The organism is Terrabacter sp. 2YAF2 (assembly GCF_052114705.1).
Taxonomy (GTDB): Bacteria; Actinomycetota; Actinomycetes; order Actinomycetales; family Dermatophilaceae; genus Terrabacter.
The window spans coordinates 146,123-158,306 of sequence record NZ_JBFRFG010000016.1; the positions used below are offsets into that span (position 1 = coordinate 146,123).

General features: G+C 70.7%; 13 protein-coding genes. 4 read left to right on the forward strand and 9 right to left on the reverse strand.

Features of this window, described 5'->3' with window-relative positions; genetic code table 11:
- Positions 1-17: 17 nt before the first annotated feature.
- Both AB4030_RS17005 and clpS read right to left on the reverse strand, forming a co-directional pair.
- Entirely contained in the window at positions 18-740 is a 723-nt protein-coding gene (locus AB4030_RS17005; protein ID WP_442280384.1) for a DUF2017 domain-containing protein, read from the reverse strand.
- Positions 740-1,045 (reverse strand): ATP-dependent Clp protease adapter ClpS, encoded by a 306-nt coding sequence (gene clpS, locus AB4030_RS17010; protein ID WP_344255443.1) that lies wholly within the window; start codon positions 1,043-1,045, stop codon positions 740-742. The genes AB4030_RS17005 and clpS overlap by 1 nt, the downstream gene beginning before the upstream one ends.
- Before the next feature lie 73 nt (positions 1,046-1,118).
- Between clpS and AB4030_RS17015 the strand changes: the two genes are divergently transcribed.
- Entirely contained in the window at positions 1,119-2,432 is a 1,314-nt protein-coding gene (locus tag AB4030_RS17015) for a nicotinate phosphoribosyltransferase (RefSeq protein ID WP_442280385.1), read from the forward strand.
- Between the two features lie 3 nt (positions 2,433-2,435).
- Positions 2,436-3,050: an isochorismatase family protein gene (locus AB4030_RS17020; protein WP_442280386.1), complete on the forward strand. Its 615-nt coding sequence runs from the start codon at positions 2,436-2,438 to the stop codon at positions 3,048-3,050.
- 53 nt (positions 3,051-3,103) lie between these two features.
- Here the strand turns inward: AB4030_RS17020 and AB4030_RS17025 are convergent, their stop codons facing one another.
- The 5 genes from AB4030_RS17025 to AB4030_RS17045 form a co-directional block, all read right to left on the reverse strand.
- On the reverse strand, positions 3,104-3,469 hold the full coding sequence (locus AB4030_RS17025) for a hypothetical protein (protein ID WP_442280387.1): 366 nt from the start codon (positions 3,467-3,469) through the stop codon (positions 3,104-3,106).
- Positions 3,470-3,494: 25 nt separating this feature from the next.
- Positions 3,495-4,883, reverse strand: coding sequence for a DUF4331 domain-containing protein (locus tag AB4030_RS17030; protein ID WP_442280388.1), 1,389 nt, complete (start codon positions 4,881-4,883; stop codon positions 3,495-3,497).
- Complete coding sequence (locus AB4030_RS17035; protein ID WP_442280389.1) at positions 4,880-5,143, reverse strand: hypothetical protein; 264 nt, start codon at positions 5,141-5,143, stop codon at positions 4,880-4,882. The genes AB4030_RS17030 and AB4030_RS17035 overlap by 4 nt, the downstream gene beginning before the upstream one ends.
- Positions 5,144-5,397: 254 nt before the next feature.
- On the reverse strand, positions 5,398-6,075 hold the full coding sequence (locus AB4030_RS17040) for an IclR family transcriptional regulator (protein ID WP_442280390.1): 678 nt from the start codon (positions 6,073-6,075) through the stop codon (positions 5,398-5,400).
- A gap of 4 nt (positions 6,076-6,079) precedes the next feature.
- Positions 6,080-7,354 carry a homogentisate 1,2-dioxygenase gene (locus tag AB4030_RS17045; protein ID WP_442280391.1) on the reverse strand — a complete coding sequence of 425 codons (1,275 nt, stop codon included), beginning with the start codon at positions 7,352-7,354 and terminating at the stop codon, positions 6,080-6,082.
- Between the two features lie 81 nt (positions 7,355-7,435).
- Here AB4030_RS17045 and AB4030_RS17050 point away from each other — a divergent pair, with 81 nt between their 5' ends.
- A complete protein-coding gene (locus AB4030_RS17050; RefSeq protein WP_442280392.1) occupies positions 7,436-8,305 on the forward strand; it encodes a hypothetical protein in 870 nt (289 codons plus the stop codon).
- Complete coding sequence (gene fahA / locus AB4030_RS17055) at positions 8,302-9,537, forward strand: fumarylacetoacetase (protein WP_442280393.1); 1,236 nt, start codon at positions 8,302-8,304, stop codon at positions 9,535-9,537. The genes AB4030_RS17050 and fahA overlap by 4 nt, the downstream gene beginning before the upstream one ends.
- 22 nt (positions 9,538-9,559) lie before the next feature.
- Here the strand turns inward: fahA and AB4030_RS17060 are convergent, their stop codons facing one another.
- Entirely contained in the window at positions 9,560-11,122 is a 1,563-nt protein-coding gene (locus AB4030_RS17060) for a DHA2 family efflux MFS transporter permease subunit (protein WP_442280394.1), read from the reverse strand.
- A gap of 161 nt (positions 11,123-11,283) precedes the next feature.
- Entirely contained in the window at positions 11,284-12,138 is an 855-nt protein-coding gene (locus AB4030_RS17065) for an RDD family protein (protein WP_442280395.1), read from the reverse strand.
- Between the last annotated feature and the right edge of the window lie 46 nt (positions 12,139-12,184).

The following is a 12,184-nucleotide window of genomic DNA, read 5'->3' on the forward strand; positions in this document are numbered from 1 at the left end:
ACCGCGGGTCGGATGCGTCACACCGGGCCGTCCCGTGGACCGCCCTCGTCGGGGAGGTCCTCGAGGTCGTCGTCGTCCTCGTCATCGTCGTATGCCGTCACGACGTCGCGGAGGTCGGTGCCCATGAGCGCCTGGGTCAGGGTCTCCTGCAGCCAGGTGAGGAAGTCGTACCACGCCATGGCATAGCCCAGCGGGTCCTCGTCGTCGATGTCCTCCATCGCGGCGTGCAGCGCCTCGGCGTCCTCCTCGGTGCGCATGCCCATGCGCTCGCCGAGCAGGAGGCGGACGTCGGTGAGGGCCATGAGGAACGCCGGCGCCTGCGACTCGTCGAGCACGACGCGGTCGCCGACGGCCTGCTCGACGCACTCGATCGCGACGTCGAGGTTGCCGCTCTTGCGCTGGCGCAACCCCTCCTCGGTGAGCCGGCGGAACTCGGCCGCGATCTGGTCGTCGCCACGGTGCGCGGTCGGCAGCAGCCGGTCCAGCGCGGGGTCACGGTCGGCGAACGATGACGAGTCCGCTTCTGCGGCAGAGTCGTTCGCACCGGAAGCCGCCTGGTCGGCGGCACTCAGGGACAGGCCCATCGAGGCGACGAGGTCGTCGAACGCGTCACCGGTCGGCTCGATCTCCGGGGAGAGGAGCAGTCGCGTCTGCTGCATGAGTCCCTGGAGCACGAGGCGCTCGGTCGACTCGAGGACACCGACGTAGCGGCCGTGCTCCCGCAGGAAGGCGCGCGCCATCAGCTGTCCTTCTCGAAGGTGGCCCAGAGGCCGTAGCCCTGGAGGGCCTCGGCGTCGCGCTCCATGGACTCGCGCGGACCGTTGGACACGACGGCGCGGCCCTTGACGTGGACGTCCATCATCAGCTTCTCGGCCTTGGCCCGCGCGTAGCCGAAGTAGGTCTCGAAGACCCACGTCACGTAGGTCATGAGGTTGACGGGGTCGTTCCAGACGATCGTCACCCACGGCACGTCGGGTGCGACGACCTCGTCGGTGGAGGTCACCTCCTGCTCGACGGGAGCGAGGGAGAGGGTGGCTGCGGTCACAGGGCCACCCTAGGTCCACCGGGGTGCGCGGGGCAGACCGTCCCCGGCGACCGTTCGCGCCTAGGGTGGGCTCGTGAGCCCGACGAGCCCCCGCGCCGCGAGCACGGCGCTGCTGACCGACCACTACGAGCTGACGATGCTGCAGGCCGCGCTCGCCTCAGGCGAGGCCCGCCGCCGTTGCGTCTTCGAGGCGTTCGCCCGGCGGCTGCCCGACGGACGACGCTACGGCGTCATCGCAGGGACGGGCCGGGTGCTCGAGGCGCTCGAGCAGTTCCGCTTCGGCGACGACGAGCTCCGCTTCCTCTCGGACCAGAAGGTCGTCGACCGGGCGACCGTCGACTGGCTCGAGGGGTATCGCTTCTCGGGTGACGTCAGCGGCTACGCGGAAGGCGAGTGCTACTTCCCGCAGTCGCCGGTCCTCGTCGTCGAGTCGACCTTCGCGGAGGGCGTGATCCTCGAGACGCTCGTCCTGTCGATCCTCAACCACGACACGGCGATCGCGTCGGCCGCCTCACGCATGACGACGGCCGCCGTGGGCAGGCCGTGCATCGAGATGGGGTCCCGGCGCACGCACGAGGAGTCGGCCGTCGCCGCCGCGCGCGCCGCCTACGTCGCCGGGTTCGAGGCGACGAGCAACCTCGAGGCCGGACGCCGCTACGGCGTCCCGACGACAGGCACCGCCGCCCACGCCTTCACCCTCCTGTACGACTCGGAAAAGGAGGCCTTCACCGCCCAGGTCGACTCGCTCGGCAAGGGCACGACCCTCCTCGTCGACACCTATGACGTGAGGACTGCGGTCGCGCTCGCGATGGAGATCGCCGGGCCCGAGCTGGGGGCGGTCCGGCTCGACTCCGGTGACCTGCTCATCCAGGCCACCGAGGTCCGCGCCCAGCTCGACGAGGCCGGCAACACCGACACACGCATCATCGTGACGTCCGACCTCGACGAGTACGCCATCGCCGGTCTCGCGGCCGGTCCGGTCAGCGGCTACGGCGTCGGCACCGCGCTCGTGACCGGCTCGGGCGCGCCCACGGCATCGATGGTCTACAAGCTCGTCCAGCGCGAGGACGCGTCGGGGCACATGCAGGGCGTGGCGAAGAAGAGCAAGGACAAGACCTCGGTCGGCGGCCGCAAGTGGGCGATGCGCCGGCTCAGCGACTCCGGCGTTGCGCAGGCGGAGGTCATCGGCATCGGCGAGCACCCGCGCGACGACGGCAACGACCGACCGCTCATGATCGACCTCGTCCGTGCCGGTGCGGTCGTCGACCACCAGGACATCCATGAGGCACGCGCGCGGCACGAGGCGTCGCGCGCCGAGCTCCCCAGAGCGGCCGCCCAGCTGTCGCGCGGCGAGCCCGTGATCCCCACCATCTACGAGGAGGACTGAGCCATGGCCAGATCCACGCGCCGCGACGGGGGACGGGCCCTGATCATCGTCGACGTTCAGAACGACTTCTGCGAGGGTGGCTCCCTGGCCGTGCGTGGCGGCGCCGACGTGGCCCGCCGGATCGGCGACCACGTCAACGCCCACGTGGCCGACTACGACCACGTCGTTGCGACGGCCGACTGGCACATCGACCCGGGCGAGCACTTCTCGGCCACTCCCGACTACGTCGACTCGTGGCCGGTCCACTGTGTCGCCGACAGCGACGGCGCCGACTTCCACCCTCACCTCGTCGGCGCGTTCGACAACATCGAGGCGGTCTTCCGCAAGGGCGAGCACGCGGCTGCCTACAGCGGATTCGAAGGCCGCTCCGCCGACGACGAAGGCGTGGCGTTGGCGACCTGGCTCACGGAGCGTGACATCTCCCGCGTCGACGTCGTCGGCATCGCCACCGACCACTGCGTCAGGGCAACCGCCGTCGACGCCCGACGCGAGGGCTTCGAGACGACGGTGCTGCTCGACCTCACGGCGGGGGTGGCTCGCGCGACGACCGACCAGGCGCTCGCCGAGCTCACCGAGGCGGGCGTGCGCCTGCTGGGCGCACCCACGGTCGAAGGCTGACGGCATACGCCAAATCCCTTGTGCGGCAAGGCCGCCCGCAACTCGGCATCAACTCATGGGTGATCATCAGGCCACGTGGCTCGGGTCACCGTTCCCCCGGCCACGGCCACGGTCAGGACGACCGGACCGTCAGGCAACGGGAACAGCTCGTGCTCGCCCTCGCGGACGGCCGGATAGACGAGCGCGTACGACAGACCGGCACCGGTCGGGCGAGCCACCACGGCCACGTGGGGGTGCGCCCCGTGGGGGTGGTGGTCGCCGTGGTCGTTCGGTGGATCCGCCGTCGCTCCGGCAGGACGGATCCCGACCTCGAGGCCCTCGGTGGACGCGGGCATGGAAACCACCACGGCCCCGATGTCGTCGCCGATGTCGAGCAGGACCGGCCCCTGCCCGGAATGGGGATTCTCAGCGGTGGGCATGGACCTCCTCCCGTTCGGGGTCGAGTCAGGCGGCCGGCGTGCCGGGCTTGCTCTGGAACCCGCCGGCGGGGTTGGGCATGTAGGGGAACGTGGGGAGCAGCGCCAGGTTGGTGTTGGTCGTGCCGTCCTGGAGGAGTGCGGCGGCCGCGTCGGGGGTGAACGAGTGGTCGACGAGCGGGATCGTCGCCCCGGCGACGGCCCGGAGCTCGATGGCCACGACGTTGTCGACGAGGCGTCGCCCGTTGGGGAAGCCGGCCGGGTCGCCGGCGATGAGACCGATCGGGTTCGGGTGCGCGGTCGGCCTGACGGCGAGGTTGAGACGCAGCAGGTCCGCCTGCGTCGGGCCGGTGAAGTTCTGGAACCCGGGGACGACCCCGGCCGGGATGCCCGTCAGCAGGATCGCGACCAGGTCCGCTCGGTCCTTCTTGTAGGCGGCGAGGTGCGGGAAGACGCCGGGGTAGAGCGCGGGCAGCAGTCGCGCGAGCTCGGGTCGCGCGACATACTTCGCGAACTGCCCGTCGTTGTGCGGGAACACGGTGTTCCAGCGGTCCTTGTCGGCCATGGGGGTGATGACCTCGTTGAAAAGCGGGTTGCCCAGCCGGGAGACCTGGCCGAAGGGGCCGTGTCCCGTGTAGCGGCCTTGCGCGTCCTCCCACATGAGGGCCTTCTGCCGACTGGCGGTGGCCCACACTCCGATGACGGACGAGGCCTTCATCGGGTCGCTGGGAAGGTCGCCGTTGCGGCTCACGTCGGAGATCGGCACCTGGATCGCGATGGTGTGCACGTTGAGGCCCTGCAGCCCGTTCACCCCCGCGGCGCTGGGCAGCGGGATGAGGTGCAGGTTCTGGAAGGGACGCAGGGCACCGAGATCGAAGACGCTGCCCAGGTCGACGTAGAAGGCATCCCCGCGCTGCCCGGCGAAGACGGTGCGGCTGCCCTGGATCGGATGGACCGCCGCCGGCGTGAAGACGGCGCCGTAGTGCGGGGTGCTACGGGTGCCGACGTTGACCGGCGGGCAGGCCAGGTTCGTGGCCAGACGCTGCGGCGCCTTCCCGCGCGCGATCCGCGTGACGGAGTAGAACTGCGGGCGGTTCCAGTTCGGGTCGTCGATCGAGGTGAGCGGGCCGGTGTTGTAGAGGAAGGTGTCGGCGTGGAGCACCTTCGTGGTGAAGCGGAACTGGTACGTCACGTCGGCACGGGCGTCGCCCCGGTTGCTCACGTGGATCTCGTAGAGGACGTCGTCACCGAACTCGTAGAAGTTCGGGCCGCCCTGCGGGTTCTGGAAGGGAATGAAGTTCGCGATGAGGGTGACGGTGCGCGGCTTGTCGGGGCTGACGAAGGCGTAGACGTCGGTGTTGTCGGCGACGGGGTCCTTGGAGATCTCCGGTGCTTCCCGGTGCGAGGACATCGTCATCGCCCCGCTGCGCGCGTCAGGCGTCGGACGAGGTCGTGGTCCTGGACGACGACCTCGTCGTGGCCGACGTAGAGCACGACCGTGCCGGCCGCGGCATCGCGCACGTGGGCGACGAGCGGTTGGGTGCTGGCCGAGGAGGACGCTGACGAGGACGCGGACGGGGACGCCGCCCGGCTGCTGGGGGCTGCGGCCACGACCGCGGTGGTGACGGCGCCGGACCCGGCGACGGCCAGGAACGATCGGCGGGAGGCTTGGGACATGACCTGCTCCTTCTGACGGGAACCGCACTCTGGCAGGTGGCGGCCAGCCGTCGGATGCGCAGACGAGGTCGCGACCGCAATCGACGCTACGCCACCGGAGGCGCTGCGGTCGGTGGTTTCGCAGGCACCGCTGAGATCCGGGGTCGCAAACCGGTCGGGTCGGACCAATGGGCGCCCCGAGCCGTCAAGCCGGTCTGGTCGTAGGTCGACCCGGTCGCCAGGCGTGGCGGACGAGGCCTGGTCTCAGCGTGGCCTCAGCGCAGAACCCCGCGGAGCGCCCGCGCCGCGCGCTCCAACCGGGGGCCGACGGCGCCCACGTCGAGGGGCTCGAGGGAGACGACGCCGACCGATGCCTCCACCCCACCGGGCGTGGGCTCGGCGCGGGTCGACAGGGACAGCGCGAGTCCGTGGGCTCCGGCCTGCAGCTCGCCGTCAGTGCCCACCACACCGGTCTCCCCCGCTCGACCGGCGAGGATCGCCCGCCCGGCCGCGCCCTGGTCGAGCGCGTGCCGCGCGCCGGATCGGTAGGCGACGTGGACGTCGGTCCAGGACGGTTCGACGACGACGAGGGCGAGCGCCTCGTCACCCTCGGCGATCGTCAGGTGCGCCGTCGCGCCCACGGCGTCGGCGAGCTCGCGCAGCACGGGCCGCGCCTCGCTGCGCACGATCGGCGTGACGGCAGAGGCAAGGCGGCTGATGCCGAGCGCGAGACGGACCCGCCCGTCGGTCGCCCGCGAGACGAGGTGGTGCTCCTCGAGCGTCGTGACGAGGCGGTAGACGACGGGTCGCCCGACCCCGAGCCGGGCCGCGAGCTCGGTGATCGTCAGGCCGGTCGACTCCCCACCCTCGGCGAGGGTCTCGAGCACGCGGATGCCCCGGTCGAGCGTCTGGGAGGACTCTCCACGCGGAGCCGCGGCCGCAGGACCGGGCACCCGGTCAGCCCTCGGAGTGCGCGCCGCCGGCCGAGGCCGACCGCCCTGCACTCTTGGACCACGACATCGCGTAGAGCCCGTCGTCGACGGCGAGCCCACCCTCGCCGAGTTCGAGCGGGCGGAACGTGTCGACCATGACGGCGAGCTCGTCGAAGCTCTCGATGCCGATCGAGCCCTCCGTGGCACCGGGCTGGGGCCCGTGCGCATGGCCTCCGGGATGCACCGAGATCGACCCCTTGCCGATGCCCGAGCCCTTGCGGGCCTCGTAGTCACCGTCGACGTAGAACATGATCTCGTCGCTGTCGACGTTGGAGTGGTAGTACGGCACGGGGATGGCGAGGGGGTGGTAGTCGACCTTGCGCGGCACGAAGTTGCAGATGACGAAGTTCCAGCCCTCGAAGACCTGGTGCACCGGTGGCGGCTGGTGGATGCGGCCCGTGATGGGCTCGAAGTCACGCACGTTGAAGACGTACGGGTAGAGGCAGCCGTCCCAGCCGACGACGTCGAGCGGGTGGAAGGGCAGCGTGTGGATCGTGCCGACGACCCCGCCGGGCCCGTTGCCGCGGTGCTTGATGTAGACGTCGGTCTGCTCGTCGGGGGCCGCGCCGACGTCCTCGGCGAGGAGTGGTCCCTCCGGCTGCCGGAGGTCGCGCTCGCAGTAGGGCGCGTGCTCGAGGAGCTGGCCGTACTTGCTGAGGTAGCGCTTCGGTGGCGCGATGTGGCTGTTGGCCTCGATGCAGTAGGCGCGCAGTGGCTCGTCGTCGGAGGCCGCGGGGATCCAGCGGTGCGTCGTCGCCCGGGGGATGATGACGTAGTCGCCCTCCCCCACCTCGAAGGCGCCGAAGACCGTCTCGACGCGTGCGGCGCCGCGCTCGACGTAGACGCACTCGTCGCCGATGCCGTTGCGGTACCACGGGCTCGCTTGTGCGGCAACGGCATACGAGATGCGCACGTCGCCGTTGCCGAGGACGAGGCGGCGACCCGTCACGACGTCGGTCTGCGCGACGGAGCCGGCATCGAAGAGGTCGTGCAGCTTGAGGTGGCGCGGCGTCAGCGGGTGGTTCGGCGTCGTCGACTGGTCGGGCAGCTCCCACACCGCGGCGCCGATCGTCGTCGACGGGATGTTGCGGTGGTAGAGCAGCGAGCTGTCGGAGCTGAAGCCCTCCTCGCCCATGAGCTCCTCGTAGTAGAGCTCGCCCGGCGCTGTCCCCTCCCCCGGACGCCGGTGCTGGGTGTGCCGTTTGGGCGGGATGCTTCCGACCGCCTGGTAGTGGGCCATGGGCGAGCCTCTCCGTCCGACCGCGTCCGATGAGCGGACGCTGATGTATCGCTATTGCAACAGTGGAGTACGCTCCCGGTCATGTCAAGGACGCCCTTCGCGCCGCTCTTCGACCGCCTCGTCGACGACGCCGCGGTGTTCCCGCCGGGCCTGGCCCCGCTCGACGTGGCCGTCCGTGAGCACCTCGAACGGCGCGTGGGACCGTATGCCGCCCACATCGGTCCGCTGCTCGTGCCCGCCGCGTCGGCGGCCGAGCTCACGACCCTCGCAGCAGCCGACCCGCGGACGCTGCAGACACCGCTCGAGGTCAGTCTCGTCGTGCGGCCCGGGAGCCCGACGGAACCACTCGTCGACGCCCTCACGTCCCTGCGTGACGACGACAGGGTCCTCGTCACGGCCGCCGAGCTCGGCTGGTCGGACGACTGGCGGCAGGTCCTCCGCGCCGGGGTCCCCGTCGTCGTCGAGGTCGGCCTCGGTGAGGAGCAGGCGCGTGGACTCGACGACATCGCAGCCGCCGTCGACGAGGAGCACGACGTCACGGTGAAGTTCCGCACCGGCGCGACGCCGACGTGGGGCTGGCCGGACGAGCGGGTGCTCGGCGGCTTCCTCGACGCCGTCGTCCTGCACGGCCTGAGCTTCAAGCTGACGGGCGGACTGCACCACGCCGTCCGGGGCCGCCACGGCGGTGAGCAGATGCACGGCCTGCTCAACGTCCTGCTCGCCACCCACGAGGCGCTGCACGGGGCGGAGGCCCACGAGCTCGCCGGCGAGCTCGGGCGTCGCGACACCGAGGTGCTCGTCACCGCCGTCGCCTCCCTGGGCACCGACGACGCCGAGCGCGTCCGCACGAGCTTCACGGCCTACGGCTGCTGTGGTGTGCTCGACCCCCTGACCGAGCTCGAGGCCCTCGGGCTCATCCCTGCGACCGACACGACGGAGGAGCACCGGTGACCACCTGGCTCGACGTGCCCGACGACCACCTCTTCGGCATCGACAACCTGCCCTACGGCGTCTTCAGCACCGCCGACGACCCCACCCGTCGGGTCGGCGTGCGCATCGGTGACGACGTGCTCGACGCCGGGGCGGTGGCTGCCGTCGGTCGCGACGCCGGACTCGTCGGCGACGGGCCCGACCTCGCGACCGCGTGGCAGACGCCGAGCCTCAACGCCTTCCTGGCGCTCGGCCGTCCGGCCTGGACGACGGCGCGGGCCTGGCTCACCGAGATCCTCCGCGACGAGGTGCACCGTGACGGGGTCACCCCCCACCTGCACCCGCTGGACGAGGTCGTGCTGCACCTGCCGATCGAGGTCGCCGACTACGTCGACTTCTACGCGAGCGAGGACCACGCGAGCAACGTCGGGAAGATCTTCCGCCCCGACAACGCCGCCCTTCCGCCGAACTGGAAGCACCTGCCGATCGGCTACCACGGCCGCGCGGGCACCGTCGTCGTCACGGGCACCGACGTCGTGCGTCCCAACGGCCAGCGCAAGGGCCCGAACGACCCCCTGCCGCTCTTCGGCCCGAGCATCCGCCTCGACATCGAGGCCGAGCTCGGCTACGTCGTGGGGGGCGCGACCGCCCTCGGCTCCCGTGTCTCGGTCGACGAGGCTGGCGACCACCTCTTCGGCGTCGTCATCCTCAACGACTGGAGCGCCCGCGACATCCAGGCGTGGGAGTACGTCCCGCTCGGACCGTTCCTCGGCAAGTCCTTCGCGACGTCGGTCTCGGCCTGGGTGACCCCCCTCGAGGCCCTCACGTCGGCGCGCGTCCCCCTTCCGGGACAGTCGGATCCGGAGATCCTGCCCTACCTGCGCGGGGACGTGTTCGCTCTCGACGTCCACGTCGAGGTGGCCCTCAACGGCACCGTCGTCTCCCGCCCCGAGCACTCCGGGATGTACTGGTCGCCGGCCCAGATGCTGGCGCACCTCACCGTCAACGGCGCCTCGGTCCGCGACGGCGACCTCTTCGGGTCGGGGACGATCAGCGGCCCGACCCGCGAGACCCGTGGCAGCCTGCTCGAGCTGACGTGGAACGGCACCGAGCCGCTGACGCTCGCGGACGGCACGACCCGTGGCTTCCTCGAGGACGGCGACGTCGTGACGATGACGGCCTGGGCGCCGGGTCCCGCCCGTGCGCGCATCGGTCTCGGTGAGGTCACCGGAACCATCCGCCCTGCCCCCTGAGCCTCGCGCCGTCGTCTGACACTCAGTGGACGATGGCCGCTGACGTCTCGGGCTGGTCGTCGAGGAAGTGCGAGTGCTCGTGCTTGCGCGGCAGGAAGGCGGCCGGGATCAAGGTGAGGGCGAGCAGGACCGCGGCGACGAGGAAGGTGCTGCCGAAGGCGTCGGCCGCGTCGGCCAGCCCCTTCTGGACGGCGACCTGACCACCGACGGAGTTGACGAGCGCCGGGTTGTGCAGTGCCGCGATGGCCGGACCCGCCAGGGCCGAGGCGCTGAGGTAGTTCGTGAAGACCACCGAGATGACGGCCACCCCGATCGAGCTCGCGATCTGCTGCGAGATGTTGAGCAGCGTCGAACCGCGGGCCACCTGGTGGCTCTGCAAGGTCTTGAGCGCCGAGGTCATGAGCGGCATCATCGTGCCGCCCATGCCCAGGCCCATGACGAAGAGCACCGGGATCATGAAGCCCCAGTACGGCGTGTCGGTGCCCACCTGCGTCAGCGCGAACATGCCGCCGGTCATGAGCACCAGCCCGAAGGGCACGATGCGCCCCACGGGGATCCTGTCGGAGAGGGCACCCGCGATCGGCATCGTCACCATGGCGCCCAGGCCCTGCGGCACCATGAGGAAGGCCGCGTGGAGGGTGTCGAGCCCCCGGACCTGCTGGTAGTAGGTCGGAATCAGGAGCAGGCCGCCGAAGAAGGCTGCGGCGAACATGAACATGGTGATCGTCGCGGTGCTGAGGCGACGGTTGCGGAAGAGCCGCAGGTCGAGGAGCGGGTGCTTGGGGCGGAAGCTGTAGAAGACGAAGGTCACGATCATGACGAGCCCGATGCACAGCGGCACGAGCACCTTCTTCGCCATGACGGTCCCTTCCCCCGGGATGGAGCTGATGCCGTAGAGGAAGAGGGCCAGGCCGGGTGACATCAGCAGCATGCCCACGAAGTCGAACGACTCGGACGGCTCGGGCGCGTCGGAGGGCAGCGCCCACAACGCGTACAGCACCGCGACGGTGCCGATCGGCACGTTGATGAGGAAGATCCAGTGCCAGGACGCGACCTCGATCAGCCAGCCGCCGAGGATCGGCCCGAAGATCGGTCCGAGCAGCATGGGCACGCCGAGGATCGCCATGAGCCTGCCCATCCGGGCCGGTCCGGCGGCCCGGGTCATGATGGTCATGCCGAGGGGCATGAGCATGCCGCCGCCCAGGCCCTGCAGGACGCGGAAACCGATGAGCATCTCGATGGACCCGGCGGTCGCGCACAGGGCCGAACCCGAGGTGAAGAGGACGACGGCCAGGATGTAGAGCCGCTTGGTGCCGAACCGGTCGGCTGCCCAGCCTGTCAGCGGGATGACCGTCGCGAGGGCGAGGGTGTAGGCGGTGACCGACCACGCCACGGTGGAGTACGCCAGGGCCTTCCCCGGGCTCTCGGCGAAGACGGTCTGGAAGGTCGGCAGGGCGATGTTGACGACCGTGATGTCGAGGATGGACATGATGGCCCCGAGCACGACCACGCCGGCGATCTTGAGGACCGGCCCGTCGATCTTGTCGGGGTAGTCGGTCAGTGCAGGAGCGGCAGGAGCGGACACGATGACTCCGGTTCGGACGGTGGTACGTGGACAGCTGTGACGCCGTGGCCGCAGGCTGCCCGGGTAGCTTTCATTGTCGCGCCGACCACCGACGGCAGCGCAAGGGACTTATGCCGCCCGTATCGCTTCCTCGTGCCATCCGGCCCTGCCGGGGGTGTCCGTCAGTGTTGCTTGCGCGGCTGCTTGCCCTCGACGACCTGCGTGCCGGCGACCTTGTCGTGCAGCGCCTGGCGCTTGTCGTCCCAGAGCGGCCACAGACCGTCGAGCAGGAAGATGATGAAGTAGATGCCGCTGATGAACGGCACGAGCTGGATCGCGGAGAGCAGGCGTCGACGGATGGCCGTGACGACGTCGAGGGGGCCCGCGGCGTCAGCACGACGGACACTGATGCCGAGGACCATCTTGCCGGGAGTCTGCGCGGTCGTCGTCCAGAAGGCGATGCAGTAGAGCGTCGAGAAGACCCACGTGACCAGACCGGCCTTGACGGCCTCGCCGGCGATCTGGTTGATGAGCGAGGTCATCGCCGCCTGGTCCTGGGTCGCGGCAGCGTCGACGGCCCGCTGGATGGAGGTCAGGTAGTCGGGCACGAACGCGCGGATGAGCAGGTAGGAGGCGATCCCGAGGATGATGCCGTCGATGAGCCAGGCGGCGAAACGCTTGCCCCACGGCGCGAGCGGTATGCCGTCGGCCGTGGTGCGGATGTTGTGCATCCACTGCGCGTTGGCCGGGGCCTGCTGGTAGTAGCCCTGCGGCGCCTGCTGCTGGGGGATCTGCGGCGCCTGGGGCTGGTTCTGCCAGCCGCTCCCCTGCGGCATCGGCGTCGTGGCCGTCGGCGCGCCCGTGCGGTCGGCGGGCACCTGCCCCGGTCCGCCCTGCTGGGGTCGACCGATGGTGCTCTGCGCGATGGTCGGCGACTTCTTCGGGGCGGTGTGGTTGGTCCACGACACGCCGTCCCAGTAGCGGAGCATGTCGGCGTTGCTGGGGTCGTCGTACCACCCGGAGGGCTGCTGGCTCATGCTCCAACTGTGCCACGACGGCGCTCGACCGCGGGCCCGGCATGCC